Source organism: Micromonospora sp. II (assembly GCF_001709195.1).
Classification (GTDB): domain Bacteria; phylum Actinomycetota; class Actinomycetes; order Mycobacteriales; family Micromonosporaceae; genus Micromonospora; species Micromonospora chalcea.
The window spans coordinates 13,347-30,808 of sequence record NZ_LYXF01000046.1; the positions used below are offsets into that span (position 1 = coordinate 13,347).

The 17,462-nt window shown below is 73.9% G+C and carries 16 protein-coding genes; 12 read left to right on the forward strand and 4 right to left on the reverse strand.

The genetic code is table 11. The features are described 5' to 3' along the window. Positions 1-7: 7 nt before the first annotated feature. Entirely contained in the window at positions 8-1,618 is a 1,611-nt protein-coding gene (locus tag A8711_RS22310) for an NAD(P)/FAD-dependent oxidoreductase (RefSeq protein WP_069089230.1), read from the reverse strand. A 66-nt stretch (positions 1,619-1,684) separates the two neighbouring features. Here A8711_RS22310 and A8711_RS22315 point away from each other — a divergent pair, with 66 nt between their 5' ends. After that, positions 1,685-2,104, forward strand: a complete 420-nt coding sequence (locus A8711_RS22315; protein WP_064447060.1) for a hypothetical protein — start codon at positions 1,685-1,687, stop codon at positions 2,102-2,104. A 104-nt stretch (positions 2,105-2,208) separates the two neighbouring features. Then, positions 2,209-3,378, forward strand: a complete 1,170-nt coding sequence (locus A8711_RS22320) for an alkaline phosphatase PhoX (RefSeq protein ID WP_043325872.1) — start codon at positions 2,209-2,211, stop codon at positions 3,376-3,378. 9 nt (positions 3,379-3,387) lie between these two features. On the opposite strand, the gene A8711_RS22325 is transcribed toward A8711_RS22320, so the two are convergent. Beyond that, on the reverse strand, positions 3,388-4,230 hold the full coding sequence (locus A8711_RS22325; RefSeq protein WP_069089231.1) for a YhjD/YihY/BrkB family envelope integrity protein: 843 nt from the start codon (positions 4,228-4,230) through the stop codon (positions 3,388-3,390). A 51-nt stretch (positions 4,231-4,281) separates the two neighbouring features. Between A8711_RS22325 and A8711_RS22330 the strand changes: the two genes are divergently transcribed. The 5 genes from A8711_RS22330 (at position 4,282) to ispG (ending at position 9,917) form a co-directional block, all read left to right on the forward strand. After that, on the forward strand, positions 4,282-4,827 hold the full coding sequence (locus A8711_RS22330; protein ID WP_043325869.1) for a GNAT family N-acetyltransferase: 546 nt from the start codon (positions 4,282-4,284) through the stop codon (positions 4,825-4,827). A gap of 62 nt (positions 4,828-4,889) precedes the next feature. After that, positions 4,890-6,119 carry a PP2C family protein-serine/threonine phosphatase gene (locus tag A8711_RS22335; RefSeq protein WP_051611199.1) on the forward strand — a complete coding sequence of 410 codons (1,230 nt, stop codon included), beginning with the start codon at positions 4,890-4,892 and terminating at the stop codon, positions 6,117-6,119. A gap of 154 nt (positions 6,120-6,273) precedes the next feature. Beyond that, positions 6,274-7,488 (forward strand): 1-deoxy-D-xylulose-5-phosphate reductoisomerase, encoded by a 1,215-nt coding sequence (dxr, locus tag A8711_RS22340; RefSeq protein WP_069089232.1) that lies wholly within the window; start codon positions 6,274-6,276, stop codon positions 7,486-7,488. Continuing rightward, positions 7,485-8,732 carry an RIP metalloprotease gene (locus tag A8711_RS22345; RefSeq protein ID WP_043325866.1) on the forward strand — a complete coding sequence of 416 codons (1,248 nt, stop codon included), beginning with the start codon at positions 7,485-7,487 and terminating at the stop codon, positions 8,730-8,732. Before dxr ends, A8711_RS22345 begins: the two co-directional genes overlap by 4 nt. A gap of 9 nt (positions 8,733-8,741) precedes the next feature. Beyond that, complete coding sequence (gene ispG / locus A8711_RS22350) at positions 8,742-9,917, forward strand: flavodoxin-dependent (E)-4-hydroxy-3-methylbut-2-enyl-diphosphate synthase (RefSeq protein WP_030504228.1); 1,176 nt, start codon at positions 8,742-8,744, stop codon at positions 9,915-9,917. Positions 9,918-9,974: 57 nt separating this feature from the next. Here the strand turns inward: ispG and A8711_RS22355 are convergent, their stop codons facing one another. Further along, positions 9,975-10,649, reverse strand: a complete 675-nt coding sequence (locus tag A8711_RS22355) for a helix-turn-helix domain-containing protein (RefSeq protein WP_069089253.1) — start codon at positions 10,647-10,649, stop codon at positions 9,975-9,977. A 129-nt stretch (positions 10,650-10,778) separates the two neighbouring features. Between A8711_RS22355 and A8711_RS22360 the strand changes: the two genes are divergently transcribed. After that, positions 10,779-11,597, forward strand: coding sequence for a class I SAM-dependent methyltransferase (locus A8711_RS22360; protein ID WP_069089233.1), 819 nt, complete (start codon positions 10,779-10,781; stop codon positions 11,595-11,597). Positions 11,598-11,645: 48 nt separating this feature from the next. Here the strand turns inward: A8711_RS22360 and A8711_RS22365 are convergent, their stop codons facing one another. Further along, entirely contained in the window at positions 11,646-12,233 is a 588-nt protein-coding gene (locus A8711_RS22365) for a PadR family transcriptional regulator (protein ID WP_030504225.1), read from the reverse strand. 121 nt (positions 12,234-12,354) lie between these two features. On the opposite strand from A8711_RS22365, the gene A8711_RS22370 reads away from it, so the two are divergent. From A8711_RS22370 to A8711_RS22385, 4 genes are all read left to right on the forward strand, one after another. After that, positions 12,355-13,581, forward strand: a complete 1,227-nt coding sequence (locus tag A8711_RS22370; protein WP_064447064.1) for an MFS transporter — start codon at positions 12,355-12,357, stop codon at positions 13,579-13,581. Positions 13,582-13,657: 76 nt separating this feature from the next. Further along, complete coding sequence (locus A8711_RS22375; RefSeq protein WP_043325861.1) at positions 13,658-14,497, forward strand: DUF4081 domain-containing GNAT family N-acetyltransferase; 840 nt, start codon at positions 13,658-13,660, stop codon at positions 14,495-14,497. Between the two features lie 93 nt (positions 14,498-14,590). Continuing rightward, entirely contained in the window at positions 14,591-15,307 is a 717-nt protein-coding gene (locus A8711_RS22380) for an ATP-binding cassette domain-containing protein (RefSeq protein ID WP_043325859.1), read from the forward strand. Continuing rightward, positions 15,304-17,454, forward strand: a complete 2,151-nt coding sequence (locus tag A8711_RS22385) for a YhgE/Pip family protein (protein WP_069089234.1) — start codon at positions 15,304-15,306, stop codon at positions 17,452-17,454. The genes A8711_RS22380 and A8711_RS22385 overlap by 4 nt, the downstream gene beginning before the upstream one ends. Positions 17,455-17,462 lie beyond the last annotated feature (8 nt).

Here is a 17,462-nt window from a genome sequence, read left to right on the forward strand (position 1 = left end):
CCCTTCCTTACATGTCGGCGAGGATGCGGCGGGCGGCGTTGTGGCCGGCCGCGCCGATCACGCTGCCCGCCGGGTGGCAGCCGGCGCTGCCCGCGTACACGCCGTCCACACCCGTCGCGTACGGCATCCGGTCGGTGAACGACACCGTGTTGTCGACGTGGTGGATGTGCCCGCCGGTGATGCCGAAGTGCGCCTCGATGCCGGGCGGCGGCAGCGGCACCGCGTCCGCGACCAGGTCACCGGCGCCCGGGGCGTACCGTTCGCAGATCGCGAGCAGCCGCTCCACGTAGCCGGGCAGCGCCGCGTCCCAGGTGGTGCCGGCCAGCTCGTAGGGGACCGACTGGACGAACAGCGCCGACGAGTGGTGCCCCGCCTCGTCGGACAGCGACGGGTCGACTGTGGTGTGCAGGTACCACTCGATGGTCGGCTCGTCCGGCAGCCGCCCGGCCCGCACGTCCGCCCACATGCCGCGCAGCGCCGCCATCGGCGACTCGCCGCCGTCGCCGACGAGCGAGGCCGAGCCGGGCAGCAGGTGGATGGTCGACCCGAACGGGCTCGGCGCGTCCGCCGGCAGGCAGGAGAAGCGGGGCAGCCCGGTCAGCGCCAGGTTGAGCTTGAGCGTGGTGCCGGGGCGGCGGACCGCCGCCATCCGCGTGCTCAGCTCCGCCGGGAGCGCGCCGTCGGGCAGCAGCTCCATCAGCCGGTACGGGTCACAGCCGCCGAGCACCACCGGGGCGTCCACCTCCCGCCCGTCGGCGAGTGTCACTCCGGCGGCGGCGCCCCCGGCCAGCCGGATGGCGGTGACCGGCGCGTCGGCCACGATCCGCGCGCCCGCGCGCACGGCGGCCTCGGCGAACGTGCGCGACACCGTGCCCATGCCGCCCCGGGTGATCATCCAGGTGCCGTCCGCGCCGGGCAGCCGGCACATGTTGTGCACCAGGAAGTTGTGCCCGGTGCCGGGGTCGTCCGGGCCGGCGTTGAGCCCGGACAGGCCGTCGGTGACCGCGTACATGCTGACCAGCAGCTCGGAGCGGAAGTCGAAGCGGGCCAGGTGGTCGGCGACCGAGCCGCGTACCAGGTCGACGAAGACCTGCCGCAGCGCGGGCCGCACGTAGCGCTCGGCGGTCTCCTCGACCGGCAGCGGCTCGGCCAGCCACGCCGGGGCGAGATCCTCCCGCAGCTGGGCCAGCTCGGCGTGCAGCGCGTCGTCGGCTGCCACGTCGGCGGGGGAGAACATCTCCGCGAGCTGCCGCCGGCTCGCCGCCACGTCGCTGCCCGCCAGCAGGTACGGCGAGCCGAGCCCGCCCGGCGTGGGCAGGAAGTAGTGCGGGTCGCGGCGCAGTACCGGGATGGTCACGTCGAGCGTGGCCAGCAGCTCCGGGGGCATCAGCCCGAGCAGGTACGACCCGGTGGAGTGACGCAGCCCCGGCACCTTCGGGAACGGGTTCTCGGTGCGGGTCGCGCCGCCGATCACCCCGGACGCCTCCAGCACCAGCACGTCCAGGCCGGCGCGGGCCAGCAGGATCGCCGAGACCAGGCCGTTGTGCCCGGCGCCGACCACCACGACGTCGGCGCGGGACGGCAGCTCACTCGCGTCGCTCCCGGTGCGTTCGCTCATGCCGCGACCCTAGCGGCGGCCGGGCACGGGCGGGAGGGTTCGCAGCGGGGCGCTACCGTTCCCGGCATGTCTCCGGCTGTCCAGATCGCGCTCGCGGTGGCGCTCGTCGTGGTGGTGTTCCTGCTCCTGCTCGTGCTGCGGCGCGACCGCCCCCGGGACCTGGTCGCCCCGGATCGCCCGGCCGGCGGCGGGCAGGCCGAGGTGCTCCGCCTGATCCACGCGGGGCGCCGGGTCGAGGCGGTCAAGGTGCTGCGTGAGCAGACCGGCCTGTCGCTGCTGGAGGCGAAGCAGGCGGTGGACGCGCTGGCGGCCGGCGGGTCCTGGTCGCCCGGCCCTCCGGTGCCCGGAAAGGGCGTCGACGACGCGGTGCGGGCCGAGGCCGCGCGGCTGCTGCACCGGGGCGAGAAGATCCAGGCGATCAAGGTGGTACGCGAGCACACGCACATGTCGCTCGCCGACGCGAAGCGGTACGTCGAGGGCCTCTGACGCCGGACGGCCGCCACCGGGCGTTCACCTTATAGTGGCAGTTGTCGATGCATTTCCGTCCTACCGTCGACGGGACACCCACCGCCTCCGGGAGGTAACCCCCGATGGATCGTCGTACCGTCCTGCGTGCCACAGCCGTCGGCGGCGCCGCCGCTTTCGCCGGTGGTCTCTGGGCCGCCGCGGCCGCACCGGCCCAGCCCGCCCAGCCCGGCCCCGGCCCGTACGGCGACCTGCTGTCCGCCGACGTCAACGGTCTCCAGTTGCCGGCCGGCTTCACCAGCAGGGTGATCGCGCGTTCCGGGCAGCGGGTCGCCGGCACCTCGTACACCTGGCACCCGGCGCCGGACGGCGGCGCCTGCTTCCCGTCCGGCGACGGCTGGATCTACGTCTCCAACTCGGAGGTGCCGCTCGTCGGCGGCGCGTCGGCGGTGCGGTTCGCCGCCGACGGCGCGATCGCCGCCGCGTACCGGATCCTCGGCGGCACGAACGTCAACTGCGCCGGTGGGCCGACCCCGTGGGGGACGTGGCTGTCCTGCGAGGAGGTGCCGCTGGGCCGGGTCTTCGAGACCTGGCCCGAGGGTGGCCGGGCCGGCGAGGAGCGGACCCGGATGGGCCGCTTCAAGCACGAGGCGGCGGCCTGCGACCCCCGGCGGCGGGTGGTCTACCTGACCGAGGACGAGTCGGACGGCTGTTTCTACCGGTTCGTGCCGGACACCTGGGGTGACCTGCGCACCGGCCGGGTGCAGGTGCTCTGCGCCCCGGACGGCCAGGTCACCGGCCCGGTGACCTGGCGGGACCTGCCGGACCGGGACGGGTTCCCGGTGCCCACCCGCCACCAGGTGGGTGCCGCGCAGACGTTCAACGGCGGCGAGGGCTGCTGGTACGCCGACGACACCTGCTGGTTCACCACCAAGGGCGACAACCGGGTGTGGGCGTACGACGCGGTGAACCAGCGGCTCGACCTCGCGTACGACGACTCGCTGGTGCCGGCCGGCGCCGCGCCGCTGACCGGCGTCGACAACATCACCGGCACCGCCGGCGGCGACCTCTACGTGGCCGAGGACGGCGGCAACATGGAGATCAACGTGATCACGCCCGCCGGTGTGGTGACCCCGTTCCTGCGGCTGCTCGGGCAGTCCGAGTCGGAGATCACCGGGCCGGCGTTCTCGCCGGACGGCAGCCGCCTCTACTTCTCCTCCCAGCGCGGCACCAGCGGCGCCCGGGCCGGCACCGGCGGCATCACGTACGAGGTGCGCGGCCCGTTCCGGCGCTGACGGCGGCCGTCAGGCGCGGGCCGCCTCCCGGGTGGCCCGCCACCGGCTCGCCGCCAGCGTCGCGGAATAGCCGGACAGCACGATCACGTGGAACAGGTACAGCCACAGCAGCACCGCCACGCCGCCGCCGATCTCGTCGAAGCCGCCGAACGGCACGCCCAGGTCCAGCGGCAGCGAGCAGAACAGCACGAAACCGTGCAGGAAACCGGACAGGTTCGCCGCCGTGAACGAGCCCAGGACGACGGTGGCGAGCCAGTCCGGGGAGGCCGGGCCGACCACCCGGAACACCCAGATCAGCACCGGCGTGAGCACCAGCCACACCGCCAGGAACGACAGCACCACGCCGAGCGCGCCGATCCAGCCGCCCTGGCGTACCAGCCGGGTGGTCAGCGGCAGCCCCAGCAGGATCGACAGCAGCAGCGCCGGGGCGGGCGCCAGCAGCGGGAGCAGCAGCAGCCGGCCCCGCCAGCCGACCAGCGCACCGGACTCGGCGCGCGGCTCGGCCACCGAGACGAACGCGCGGCGCAGCCCCTCCCCGTAGAGCGAGGCCGGCAGCAGCGAGGCCAGCGCCAGCAGCGGAGTCAGCCCCAGCCCGGCCTCGACCAGCGCGGCCGCCGCCCGGTGCGCGCCGATCTCGGTGGGCAGCGTCTCGATCGCGTACCCGGTCAGCCGCCGCACCCGGTCCGCCCCGGCGAGCAGCCCGGTCAGCCAGATCGCCAGCAGCGCCACCGGCACCACGGCGATCGCGCCGTAGAACGTGATCGCGGCGGCGTGCAGGGAGAGATCCCGGCCGCGGACCGGCCGGAACGCCGCAGCCGTGATCCGCTTCGCCCGATCCCACCCGTCGCCCATCGCCCTCTCGTTCCCCGTACGGCCCCGCGCCACGCATTACGATCCGGCGGCATGACGATCGCCACGACCGACCGGCTGGTGCTCCGGGACTGGACCGAGTCCCCGGACGACCTGGCCCGGATCTACGACATCTACTCCCGGGACGAGGTGATGCGCTGGCTGGGCGGCGGCAAGGGCCGGATGACCGACCCGTCCGAGGCGCGCGAGCGGGTCCGGTCCTGGCACGAACGCTGGGCGCCGTACGGCGGCCGCTGGGGCCTGTGGGCGATCGAGCCGCGCGCCGGCGGGCCGGTGGCCGGGAGCATCCTGCTCAAGCCGCTCCCGGGACGCGACGGCGTCACGCTGACCGACGACATCGAGGTCGGCTGGCACCTGCACCCCGACGCCCAGGGCAACGGCTACGCCACCGAGGCGGCCCGCGCGGTGCTGGAGCGCGAGTTCGCCACCGGCACCCCGAGGGTGTACGCGGTGGTGATGGCCGGGAACGACCCTTCGATGGCGGTGGCCCGGCGCCTCGGCATGACGCACGTGGGCGTGCGCACCGACTGGTACGGCGGTGCCGAGGTTGAAACGTTCGTCCTGGAACGTCCGGCCTGAGCCGTGCCGTTGGCAGTTCGCCCTCGGCCTCCTACGGTGGTGGGGATACGGGGGAGGCACTGATGGTCGACGGTGGCGACGCAGCGCGTTGGCTGCACCTCCACGCCGCCCGGGGCGGCCCGGACGACCTGTCGCTCCTGGTGAACCGGGTCGCGCCCGCCATCGGGGCCACCGACATCGTGATCTACCTGGCCGACTACACGCAGTCCTCGCTCGTACCCCTGGTCGGCGCGGGCGCGCCTCGGGACGAACTCACGATCGAGACGACGCTGGCCGGCCGGGCGTTCACCTGCCTCCAGGTGCAGCGCGCTCCCGACCGCCCGGACCGGCTCTGGGTGCCCCTGCTGCTCGGCTGCGAACGGCTGGGGGCACTGGAGATCGTGTCGTCGCGCGCCGGCGACCCCGCGCTGGACCGGCCGGCCTGGGAGGTGGCGGTCGCCGTCGCTCAGGTCCTGGTGAACCGCCGGCTCTACGGCGACGTCGTGGAACGGATTCGCCGCCGCCTGCCGATGCAGGTCGCCGCCGAGACCGTGTGGGGGCTGCTGCCGCCGCTGACCTTCGCAACGGACGAGCTGGTGATCACCGCCATCCTCGAACCGTGTTACGACGTCGGCGGGGACATCTTCGACTACGCGCTCAACGGTGACGTGCTCAGCGTCGGGCTCTTCGACACCTGCGGGCACGGGATCAAGGCGAGCGCGATGGCCTCGCTCGTGGTCAGCGCGTACCGCAACGCCCGGCGTACCGGTCTCGACCTGGTCGACACGGCGATCAGCATCGACAGGTGGGTCCGCTCCGAACACCCCGGCCTGTTCGCGACCGCGCTGCTCGCCGAACTCGACCGGCGGACCGGCGTGCTGCGGACCATAAACGCCGGCCACCCCGGCGCCATGCTGCTGCGGGACGGCAAGGCCGTCCGGGCACTGCCCGGACCGACCGCGCTGCCGCTCGGGCTGGGCAACCTGTCGATGCGGCGCCCGCGGGCGCACGAGGAGGCGCTGCACCCGGGCGACCGCATCCTCGCGTACACCGACGGCATCACCGACGCCCGGGGCGACGACGGGGAACGGTTCGGGCTGGACCGGCTCGTCGACTTCGTCGAGCGTGCCCTCAACGAGCGGCTGCCCAGCCCCGAGACGATGCGCCGGCTGGTGCGCGCCGTCCTCGCCTACCAGCAGGACCAGCTCGACGACGACGCCACCGCGCTGTTCCTGGAGTGGCAGCCCTCGCACCTGCCGTTGGCGCACCTGGAGCACCTCACCGCGCCAGACGGGACGATCGCGTCCCCGTAGCGTCGAGGAGGCGATCGAGGCGTGATCGACACCGGTTCGCCGAAGTGGTGGCATCGCGGCGCCTGGGATGCCACCACCTCGGCGAAGTGGAGTCGATCATGCCGCCGGGCACTCCGGGACGAACCGGGGTGAGGCGCTGGGGAACAATGGTCCGGTGACCACTCCCCGAGATCTCGTGCTGCTCGGTTCGACCGGCTCGATCGGCACCCAGGCCATCGACATCGTCAAGCGAAACCCGGACCGCTTCCGGGTGGTGGCCCTCGGCGCGGGTGGCGGCAACGTGGAGTTGCTCGCCTCGCAGGCGCTGGAGCTGGGCGTGGAGGCGGTCGGCGTGGCCCGCGCATCCGCCGCGCAGGACCTTCAGCTCGCGTTCTACGCCGAGGCGAGCAAGCGCGGCTGGGCCACCGGCGACTTCAAACTGCCCAAGATCGTGGCCGGGCCGGACGCGATGACCGAGCTGGCGCAGTGGCCGTGCGACGTGGTGCTCAACGGGGTGGTCGGCTCGCTGGGCCTGCCGCCGACGCTGGCCGCGCTGCACGCCGGGCGTACCCTCGCCCTGGCCAACAAGGAGTCCCTCGTCGCCGGCGGCCCGCTGGTCAAGGCCGCCGTCTCGCGACCGGGGCAGATCGTCCCGGTCGATTCCGAGCACTCCGCGCTGGCGCAGTGCCTGCGCGGCGGCGCCCGGGGTGAGGTGCGGCGGCTGGTGGTCACCGCCAGCGGCGGCCCGTTCCGGGGGCGGGGGCGCGACGAGCTGACCGCCGTCACGCCGGAGCAGGCGCTGGCGCACCCGACCTGGAACATGGGCCCGGTCGTCACGATCAACTCCGCCACGATGGTCAACAAGGCGCTGGAGGTGATCGAGGCGCACGAGCTGTTCGACGTGCCGTACGCCGACATCGAGGTGATGGTCCACCCGCAGTCGGTGATCCACTCGATGGTCGAGTTCACCGACGGGTCCACGCTCGCCCAGGCCAGCCCGCCGGACATGCGGCTGCCCATCGCGCTGGGCATCGGCTGGCCGGACCGGGTGCCCGAGGCGGCCGCTGCGGTCGACTGGACCACTGCCCACACCTGGGAGTTCTTCCCGCTGGACGACGCGGCGTTCCCGGCGGTCGCGCTGGCCAAGGCGGCGGGTGAGGCGGGACACTGCCGCCCGGCGATCTACAACGCGGCGAACGAGGAGTGCGTGGCCGCGTTCGTCGCGGGCCGGCTGCCGTTCCTCGGCATCGTCGACACCCTCCAGCGGGTGCTGGAGGACGCACCCGATTTCGACGAACCAGGTACCGTCGAGGACGTGCTCGCCGCCGAGTCGTGGGCACGGGCGCACGCCCAGGAGATCATCGTCGGGTCGGTGGAAGGAGCTCGATGAGCTATCTGCTCGGGGTGGTGCTGTTCGCCCTGGCGATTCTCATCTCGGTGAGCCTGCACGAGGCGGGGCACATGCTGACCGCCAAGGCGTTCGGGATGAAGGTCACCCGCTACTTCGTCGGCTTCGGCCCGACGCTGTGGTCGTTCAAGCGGGGCGAGACCGAGTACGGCATCAAGGGCATTCCGCTCGGCGGGTTCTGCAAGATCGTCGGCATGACGCCGCAGGACGACGACGTCGAGCCCGGGGACGAGAAGCGCGCGATGTGGCGCTACCCGGTCTGGAAGCGGACGATCGTGATGTCCGCCGGCTCGATCACCCATTTCGCACTGGCCCTGATCGCGCTCTGGATCATCGCGATCACCGCCGGCCTGCCGAACCCGAAGTTCCCCTCCACCGAGGACGGCTTCAAGGCGGAGCCGGCCGTGATCGCGCTGGCCCCCTGCGTCGTGGTGGAGAACGCGGCCCGCGCCTGCCAGGCCGACGACCCGGCCAGCCCGGCCGAGAAGGCCCAGCTCAAGGACGGCGACCGGATCACCGCGGTGAACGGCCGGCCGGTCTCCACCTGGGGCGACATGCTCGACGTGGTCCGGGCCACCCCGCCCGGCGCGGCCACCGTCACCTTCGAGCGCGACGGCCGGCCGCAGGAGGCCCGGGTCGACCTGGCCGCGGTGCAGCGCCCGCCGCTGGACGACCCGAAGGGCGCCACCTCGTCGGTCTCCGCGCTCGGCGTCGCCCTGCGGCCGAGCACCCCGCCGCGGGTCGAGTACGGCCCGATCGCCGCGTTCGGCGCCACCGCCGACTTCACCGGCACCATGGCGGTGCAGACCGCGCACGCCATGCAGCGCATCCCGCAGAAGGTGCCCGCGCTGTGGAGCGCGATCACCGGCAGCGAGCGCGACATGGACACCCCGATCAGCGTGGTCGGCGCCACCCGGCTCGGCGGCGAGGCCGTGGAGAACAACGCCTGGCTGGTGTTCTTCATGCTCTTCGTGTCGCTGAACTTCTTCATCGGCGTGTTCAACCTGCTGCCGTTGCTCCCGCTGGACGGCGGGCACATCGCCATCGCCTGGTTCGAACGGGCGCGCTCCTGGCTGTACGCGCGCATCGGCCGCCGGGATCCCGGCCGGGTCGACTACCTCAAACTCATGCCGTTCACGTACGCGGTGATCCTGATCGGTGGCGCGTTCACGCTGCTGACAGTCACCGCCGATGTCATCAACCCCATCACGCTCTTCTCAAGGTGAGTGCCTGAAGTGACCGCTGTCAGTCTCGGTATGCCCCCCGTACCGCCGCCGCCGCTGGCCCCGCGCCGGGCCAGCCGCCAGATCATGGTCGGTTCGGTGCCGGTCGGCGGCGGCGCGCCGGTCTCGGTGCAGTCCATGACCACCACCCTCACCGCCGACGTCAACGCCACGCTCCAGCAGATCGCCGAGCTGACCGCGTCCGGCTGCCAGATCGTCCGGGTCGCCGTGCCGTCGCAGGACGACGTGGAGGCGCTGCCCGCGATCGCCAAGAAGTCGCAGATCCCGGTGATCGCCGACATCCACTTCCAGCCGAAGTACGTCTTCGCGGCGATCGACGCCGGCTGCGCCGCGGTGCGGGTGAACCCCGGCAACATCCGGCAGTTCGACGACAAGGTCAAGGAGATCGCGCGGGCCGCCGGCGACGCGGGTGTGCCGATCCGGATCGGCGTCAACGCGGGCTCGCTCGACAAGCGCCTGCTGGCCAAGTACGGCAAGGCCACCGCCGAGGCGCTGGTCGAGTCGGCGCTGTGGGAGTGCTCGCTGTTCGAGGAGCACGGCTTCCGGGACATCAAGATCTCGGTCAAGCACAACGACCCGGTGGTGATGATCCGCGCGTACCGGCTGCTGGCCGAGAAGTGCGACTACCCGCTGCACCTCGGCGTCACCGAGGCCGGCCCGGCGTTCCAGGGCACGATCAAGTCGGCGGTGGCGTTCGGCGCGCTGCTGGCCGAGGGGATCGGCGACACCATCCGGGTCTCGCTGTCCGCCCCGCCGGTCGAGGAGATCAAGGTCGGCGCCGCGATCCTGGAGTCGCTGGGCCTGCGCGAGCGCGGCCTGGAGATCGTCTCCTGCCCGTCCTGCGGGCGGGCGCAGGTCGACGTCTACAAGCTGGCCGAGGAGGTCACCGCCGGTCTGGAGGGGCTGCCGGTGCCGCTGCGCGTCGCGGTCATGGGCTGCGTGGTGAACGGTCCGGGTGAGGCCCGCGAGGCAGACCTGGGCGTTGCCTCGGGCAACGGCAAGGGCCAGATCTTCGTCAAGGGCAAGGTCGTCAAGACCGTGCCCGAGGCGCAGATCGTGGAGACGCTGATCGAGGAGGCGCTGCGGATCGCCGACGAGATGGGCGCCGAGATCCCCGAGGAGCTGCGCGACCTGGTGCCGGGCGGCGCCACCGTCACCGTGCACTGATCTGCTTTTCGCGTCGTCGTGCGGCCGTCCCTGTCGGGGGCGGCCGCACGCGCCGTCTCAGGGGCGGGGCACGGCGGCGAACGGGGAGAGCGTGAACCAGCCGGGCGCGGCACGCCGCAGCGCCTCCGGCCCGCTCACCTCCACCGCGCCGCCGCGCAGCGCCGCCGCCCACCCCAGGTCGCCCATCCAGACCTGGACCAGGGCACGCAGGTCCGCGGTGACGGTCACCGTCACGTCGTGCCCGGGGTCGATGTCGCAGACGTCGGCTTCGCCCGCGGCGATCACCAGCCACCAGTCGCGCTTCGCCGCCGGCACGTCCCGGAAGCGGAACCGCACGACGGTACGCCCCGGCGGGACCGCGTCGTGGTCGACGTGCCGGTGCATGTCCCACAGCAGCAGCTTCGGGTCCAGGTCGGCGTCGCCCAGCTCGCCGATCCAGCGCACGCCCCAGGCGCCGAGCGCCTCCAGCACGGGCCGCAGCTCCCGCCCGGCGGCGGTCGGGACGTAGCGCACGTCGGCGCCGTCGACCCGTCGTTCCACCACCCCGGCGCGGACGAGCTGGTGCAGCCGGCGCGACAGCAGCGTGGGCGACATCCGGGGCAGGCCCCGGCGCAGCTCGTTGAAGCGTTCCGAGCCGCTGACCAGCTCCCGGACCACGAGCAGCGTCCACCGCTCGTCGAGCAGTTCCATGGCCTTCGCCACGGGGCAGAACTGGTGGTAGGAGGCCCCCATGGCGGGCACGCTACGCCCGGCCCGGCGGCCCGGCCAGGCGCCTGTCGGGAGCGGTACAGATCTCGTACTGGGGGCCGTGTCGTCCGCTGCCTAGCGTCCTGTGCAGGGACGACAGCTGAGGAGCGACAGATGATCGAGGAACGGGAACAGGACGCGGCGGTGAAGGCCCGGCACCGCGCGATGTGGGCGCTGGGCGACTACTCCGCAGTGGCCGCGCAGGTGATCCCGCAGTTGGGGGCGACGCTGGTCCGGGCGGCGGGGGTGGGACCGGGCATGCGGGTGCTGGACGTGGCGGCCGGGACCGGCAACGCGGCTCTTCCGGCGGCCCGGAACGGCGCGCAGGTGGTGGCCGGGGACCTGACCCCGGAGTTGCTGGCGATCGGGCGGGCGGCAGCCGAGCGGGAGGGCGTGACGCTGACCTGGGAGGAGGCGGACGCGGAGGCGCTGCCGTACGCCGACGGCGCGTTCGACGCGGTGCTGTCCTGTGTGGGCGTGATGTTCGCGCCCCGGCACCGGGTCGCCGCCGACGAGTTGCTGCGGGTGTGCCGGCCGGGCGGGACGATCGGCCTGGTCAACTGGACCCCGGAGGGCTTCGTGGGTCAGTTGTTCGCGGCCATGCGGCCGTACGCGCCGCCACCGCCGCCGGGCGCGCAGCCGCCCCCGCTCTGGGGCGACGAGGACCACGTCCGGGAGTTGTTCGGCGACCGGGTCGACGCGCTGACGCTGGGGCGCGACGCCGTGGTGGTGGACCGGTTCGCCACGCCGGAACAGTTCCGGGACTTCTTCGCGACCCACTACGGACCGACTGTGGCGGCCTACCGCGCGAACGCGGGCGATCCGGAGCGTACGGCCGGGCTCGACCGCGCGCTGACCGACCTGGCCGCCCGGCACCTGGACGGCGGCGTGATGCGCTGGGAGTACCTGCTCGTCACCGCGCGCCGGGCCTGACGGCACGCCGGTCGTGGTCCGGCCGGCGTGCCGTCGCGGCGGCGGTGCTCACTCGGACTCGGCGAGGATGGCGTAGAGCTTGCGCCGCGTCTCGTCGAGCACCTGCGCGGCGCGGGCGCGCTGGTCGTCGGTGCCGGTGGTCATCACCTGCCGCAGCGCCTGCATGGCCTGCGCGCCGGCGTCGCGGATGTCGTGCCAGCTGTTGACGGTCTGCTCGGCGAACTCCGCCCAGGGCGGGGTCTGCGCCGCGGCGGTCGCCTCGGCCTGGCCCTGTTCGGTGAGCGCGAACCGTTTGCGCCCGCCCTCGGAGTCGGCGGCGGTCGCGATGACGCCCTCGTCCTCCAGCAGTTGCAGCGTCGGGTAGATCGACCCGGGGCTGGGCCGCCAGGCCCCGCCGGTGCGGGAGTCGATCTCCTGGATCATCTCGTAGCCGTGCATCGGCCGTTCGGTGAGCAGGGCCAGCACGGCGCCGCGCACGTTGGGCCGCCGGCCGCGTCCGCGCCCGCCGCGGCCCCGCCCGTGGCCGTGCGGTCCGGGCGGGAAGGGCGGCGGACCGGGGGGTACGGGCGGGAAGCCGAAGCCGCCCCGGCGGCGCATCTCGTCGTGCATGGCGTGCATGCGTCGGTGGAAACCCATCAGGGCTCTCCTTCTGTCGTCGTATCACTGATGCATCAACGATATATCGGCAATGCATCGCCGACAAGACGCGGATGGAACTCGGCTGCAAACCGTACGTTCGTACTGTTAGGCTGCCGGCGTGCGCCTGCTTCCCGAACCGGGCCCGTCCCGGACCCTCGCCCTCTCCACGCTCGTCAACACCGTCGGGCGGGGCACCTGGCTCACCGCCAGCGCGCTCTTCCTCACCCGCTCGGTCGGGCTCACGGTGGCCGAGGTCGGCGTGGCGCTCACCCTCACCGCGCTGGTCAGCCTGGTGGCGAGCACGCCGATGGGCTACCTGGCCGACCGCCTCGGCCCGCGCGGGCTCCAGATGGCCGCGCTGCTCGCCTCGGCCGGGTGCACCGCCGCGCTGGTAGCGGTGCGCTCGTTCCCCGGATTCCTGGCCGTCGGCGTGCTGATGGCGCTCGCCGACGCGGGCACCCGGGGCGCCCGGGGCGCGCTGATCGCCGGCGCCGTCCCACCCGACCAGCGGGTCCGCACCCGCGCCTACCTGCGCGCGGTCACCAACGTCGGCATCTCGGTGGGCACCGTGCTGGCCGGGTTCGCGCTCGCCGCCGACACCCGCGGCGCGTACGTCACGCTGATCCTGCTCGACGCCGCTACCTACGTGCTGGCGGCGGCGGTGCTGCTGCGGCTCCCGCCGGTCCCGCCGGTGCCCGCCCCGGCGCACGGACCGCGGCTGATCGCGCTGCGGGACCGCCCGTTCCTCGCCTTCACCGTGCTGGACGGGCTGATGTCCATGCACTTCTCGCTGATCAACATCGCCCTGCCGCTCTGGATCGCCGGGCACACCACCGCGCCCAACTGGCTGATCTCCGTCTGCCTGCTCGTCAACACGGTGGTGGTGATCCTGTTCCAGGTCCGCGCCTCGCGGGGCACCGAGGACCTGACCGGCGCGGGCCGGGCCGCCCGCCGGGCCGGCGTCCTGCTCGCCGGCGCCTGCGCGCTGTTCGCGGCCGGTGGCGGCGTACCGGTCGCGGTGGCGGTGCCGCTGCTGCTGGCCGGCGCGCTGGTGCACGTCGTGGGGGAGTTGTGGCACGCGGCGGCCGGCTGGGGCATCTCGTTCGGGCTGGCCCCGGCGCACGCGCACGGCCAGTATCAGGGGGCCTACGGGATGGGCATGCAGCTCGGCTCGATGGTCGCCCCGGTGGTGGTGACCACGCTCGCGATCGGCTGGGGCGTGCCCGGCTGGCTGGTGCTCGGCGGGGTGTTCCTGCTGCTCGGCGCACTCGTGCCGCCGGTGGTGCGGTGGGCCGCCCGGACCCGGCCGCCCGTGCCCGAACCGGCGCCCGTGACGGTCGGCTGAGCCGCCGCTCACCGGAGCGGTCCGGGGTGCCCGGTCGGCCCGCGCGCCCCGGCGCGGATCTGGCAGGCTGGTAACCGTGCTCACGATGCCGGTACGCCAACTCGGGGAGTCGGAGCGCCGCGCGGTCGAGCGGCTGCTCGACCTCGACCCGTACGCCGGCGCGCAGGTCGCCGAGCGGGTGGCGGCGCGCGGGCTGGCCTGGTGGCGGGCCGAGGCGCGGATCCTCGGCTACGGCTCCCGCCGCAACCTGGAGTCGATCTGCTGGCTGGGTGGCAACCTGACGCCGGTGCTCGCGTCCGAGCCGGCGGTGACCGCGTTCGCCGAGCAGTTGAGCGGGCAGGAGCGGCTCTGTTCCTCGATCGTGGGCCGCGCCGACGCCGTACTCGGGCTCTGGGACCGCCTCTCCGCGTACTGGGGGCCGGCCCGGGACGTACGCCCGAACCAGCCCTTGCTGGCGACTGACGCGCTGCCCGCCGTGGCGCCCGACCCGGACGTGCGGCGGGTGCGCGGCAGTGAGGTCGACCGGCTGTTCCCGGCCGCGGTGGCGATGTACACCGAGGAGGTCGGGGTGTCGCCGCTGGCCGAGGACGGCGGGCGCGGCTACCGGCGCCGGGTGACCGAGCTGGTGCGCGCCGGCCGCGCCTACGCCCGTTTCGTCGACGGGCGGGTGGTCTTCAAGGCGGAGCTGGCGGTGGTGACCCGCCGGACCGCGCAGGTGCAGGGCGTCTGGGTGGCGCCGGAGTGGCGGGGCCGGGGCATCGCCACCGCCGCGATGGCCGCTGTGGTGCGCGACGCGCTGGACCGGGTCGCGCCCACCGTGAGCCTCTACGTGAACGACTTCAACCTGCCCGCCCGCCGGGTCTACGAGCGCTGCGGCTTCCGCCCGGTCGGCACGCTCGCCACAGTGCTGTTCTGAGGATCACGTCCCGCCGGAGGTCCCGAACCGGACACCCGGCGCTAGGCTGGGCATGTTTTTATACTGACTAGTCAGTTCGGAATTCGGGGTCTGATGAACATCGTCGAGACCAGCGGCCTGGGGCTGCGGACGCGCCGCGGCTGGGTCTACCGGGACGTCGACCTCACCGCCGCGAGCGGTGAGCTGGTCGCGGTCACCGGCCCGCCCGGCAGCGGACGCACCTCGCTGCTGCTCACGCTGGCCGGGCGCTTCCCGCACAGCCACGGCGAGCTGCGCCGCCGGGGCCCGGCCGCGCTCGGCCAGGTGGCCGGCGTGCACGAGCCCGACCCGACGCTCACCGTCGCCGAGCACATCACCGAACGGCTGCTGCTGCTCGGCCCGGTACCGCGCCGCCGTCGGCGCCTGGTGCCGGTGGCCGCGGTGCGGGCCCGCCGGGCCTACCGCCGCGACGCCTACGCCGCCGCCGTCGCCGGCGCCGGCCTCACCGACGCGCCACTCGACCCCGACCGGTACGGCAGAGACCTCACCCCCGTCGAACGGCAGGTGCTCGGCCTGGTGCTGGCCAGCCTCGGCGGCCCCAGCCTGATCGTCGCCGACGACGTGGACGCCGGCGCCGACCGCCCCGAGCGGGAGTGGATGTGGGGCGCGCTGGAACGCCTCGCCGACCAGGGGTACGCGGTGGTCGCCAGCGCCCGCGCGGTCGAACCCGGCGTCGCCGCCACCGTGCACCGCATCGGCGACCCGGCAGTGCCCGCCCCCGCCCTTCCCGCCGAGCCCGCTCCCGCCCGTCCCGCCGAGGTGCCCGCATGAGCGTCCTGCGACTTGCCCTGTTCGAGCTGCGCCGGATGACCCGGGGCCGGCTGCCGCGCGCCGCCCTGGCCGTGCTCACCATCGTTCCGCTGCTCTACGGCGCGCTCTACCTGTACGCGTTCTGGGATCCCTACGGGAAGATGGACCGGATCCCGGTCGCCCTGGTCAACGCCGACCGCCCGGCCACCGCCGGCGACGGCAGCGAGGTGCACGCCGGGCGCGACCTCACCGAGAAGCTGCTCGACCGCAAGGTGTTCGGCTGGACCGTCACCGACCAGGCCGACGCCGCGAAGGGGCTGCGCGACGGGCGCTACCACCTGGTCTTCTCCATTCCGGAGGACTTCTCCGCCTCGCTCGCCGCCGGCCCRGAACCGGACCGTCCGGCCCGGCAGGGTGAGCTGAAGGTCGTCAACGACGACGCCACCAACTACCTCTCCGGCCTGCTCGCCCGGTCGGCGTTCAGCGAGATCCGGGCCGCCGCCGCGCAGAGCACCGCCGCCACGTACTTCGACAAGATGCTGATCGGCTTCACCGACGCCAAGGCCGAGACCGGCCGTGCCGCCGACGGCGCCGGGAAGATCGCCGACGGGCTCGGCAGCTCCCAGCAGGGCGCGGGCAAGATCGCCGACGGGCTCGGTGACGCCTCGGACGGCGCCGGTCAGCTCGCCGGTGGACTGAACCAGTCCGTGCAGGGCGCGGACAAGCTCGCCAAGGGCCTCGACCAGCTGCGCACCGGCGCCGCCCAGCTGGCCGACGGCGCCGGACGCGCCGCCACCGAGACCAAGGCCGCGGCGGCGACGGTGAACGCCGCAGCCGACAAGTACGAGCCGGTGCTGCGCCGCAACGCCGACAAGATCGAGAAGGCGGCCACGCTCGTCGCCGACGGCGCGCAGCAACTCGCCGCCGGGCTGGACGCGCTCCCCGGCAAGGCCGCCGAGGTGGTCGCGACCGCCGAGGAGATCCGCGACCGGCTCGACGCGGTCGCGAAGGAACACCCCGAGCTGGCGGACAACCCCGACTTCGCCGCCGCCCGCAAGGCCGCCGACCGGGCCGTCACGCAGGCCCGGTCCGTGGTGGCCGCGCTGGACCGGACCGACATGGCCACGCTGCGCAAGCAGATGACCGACGTGGCGAAGACCGCACGCGAGGTCGCCGCCGCCGCGCCGCACCTGGCCGACGACGTCGCGTCCGCCCGCGCCAAGGTCAACGAGCTGGCCGGCGGGCTCGCCACGCTGGCCCAGGGCAGCGCCAAGCTCCGCGACGGCCTCGGCGACGCGTCGACCGGCGCGAACGAGCTGCGCGGCGGCCTCTACCGGCTCGCCACCGGCGCCCGCCAGCTCGACGGCGGCCTGGCCCAGCTCGGCAGCGGCAGCAACCGGCTGGTCGACGGGCTGACCCGGCTGGAGGGCGGCGCCGGCGACCTCGCCGACGGGCTCGCCGCCGGGGAGCGGAAACTACCCGGGTACGACGACGCGACCACCCGCGCCGGCGTCCTCGGCGACCCGGTCGGCCTGATCCGCGACTCGCAGAACCCGGCCGGCTCGTACGGCGTGGGCTTCGCCCCGTACTTCCTGTCGCTGGCGCTCTGGGTCGGCGCGATGATCACGTACATGCTGTTGCGGCCGGTCAACCGGCGGCACGTGATGTCCGGCGCGCCCGGCTGGCGGGTCGTGCTCGCCGGGTGGCTCCCGGCCGCGGGCATCGGCCTGGCCCAGGTCACCGTGCTCTACATGGTGGTGACGCTGGCGCTCGGGCTCGACCCGCGGCACGGGGCGGCCACGTTCGGGCTGCTCGCGCTCACCTCGCTGGCGTTCACCGCGATCATGCAACTGCTCGGCGTGGCGCTCGGCCCGGCCGGGCGGCTGGCCGCGCTGGCGCTGCTGATGCTCCAGCTCACCTCGTCCGGCGGCACCTACCCGGTGCAGACGTCGCCCGGCTTCTTCCAGGCGATCCACCCCTGGCTGCCGATGACGTACGTGGTGGACGGCCTGCGGCACACCATCAACGGCGGCACCACCGCCCCGGTGGTCACCGGCGCGCTGGTGCTGCTCGCGTTCGGGCTGGGCGCCATGGCGCTCACCGTCGGCGCGGCCCGCCGCTCCCGCCGGCTGACCCCGGCCAAGCTGCACCCCGAACTGACCATGTGAGGATGAGC

What these genes read in the sequence shown, in the direction of transcription:
- A8711_RS22310 (WP_069089230.1), bottom strand. Translation starts at nt 1,618, where the DNA reads ATGAGCGAACGCACCGGGAGCGACGCGAGTGAGCTGCCGTCCCGCGCC.
- A8711_RS22315 (WP_064447060.1), top strand. Translation starts at nt 1,685, where the DNA reads ATGTCTCCGGCTGTCCAGATCGCGCTCGCGGTGGCGCTCGTCGTGGTG.
- A8711_RS22320 (WP_043325872.1), top strand. Translation starts at nt 2,209, where the DNA reads ATGGATCGTCGTACCGTCCTGCGTGCCACAGCCGTCGGCGGCGCCGCC.
- A8711_RS22325 (WP_069089231.1), bottom strand. Translation starts at nt 4,230, where the DNA reads ATGGGCGACGGGTGGGATCGGGCGAAGCGGATCACGGCTGCGGCGTTC.
- A8711_RS22330 (WP_043325869.1), top strand. Translation starts at nt 4,282, where the DNA reads ATGACGATCGCCACGACCGACCGGCTGGTGCTCCGGGACTGGACCGAG.
- A8711_RS22335 (WP_051611199.1), top strand. Translation starts at nt 4,890, where the DNA reads ATGGTCGACGGTGGCGACGCAGCGCGTTGGCTGCACCTCCACGCCGCC.
- A8711_RS22345 (WP_043325866.1), top strand. Translation starts at nt 7,485, where the DNA reads ATGAGCTATCTGCTCGGGGTGGTGCTGTTCGCCCTGGCGATTCTCATC.
- A8711_RS22355 (WP_069089253.1), bottom strand. Translation starts at nt 10,649, where the DNA reads ATGGGGGCCTCCTACCACCAGTTCTGCCCCGTGGCGAAGGCCATGGAA.
- A8711_RS22360 (WP_069089233.1), top strand. Translation starts at nt 10,779, where the DNA reads ATGATCGAGGAACGGGAACAGGACGCGGCGGTGAAGGCCCGGCACCGC.
- A8711_RS22365 (WP_030504225.1), bottom strand. Translation starts at nt 12,233, where the DNA reads ATGGGTTTCCACCGACGCATGCACGCCATGCACGACGAGATGCGCCGC.
- A8711_RS22380 (WP_043325859.1), top strand. Translation starts at nt 14,591, where the DNA reads ATGAACATCGTCGAGACCAGCGGCCTGGGGCTGCGGACGCGCCGCGGC.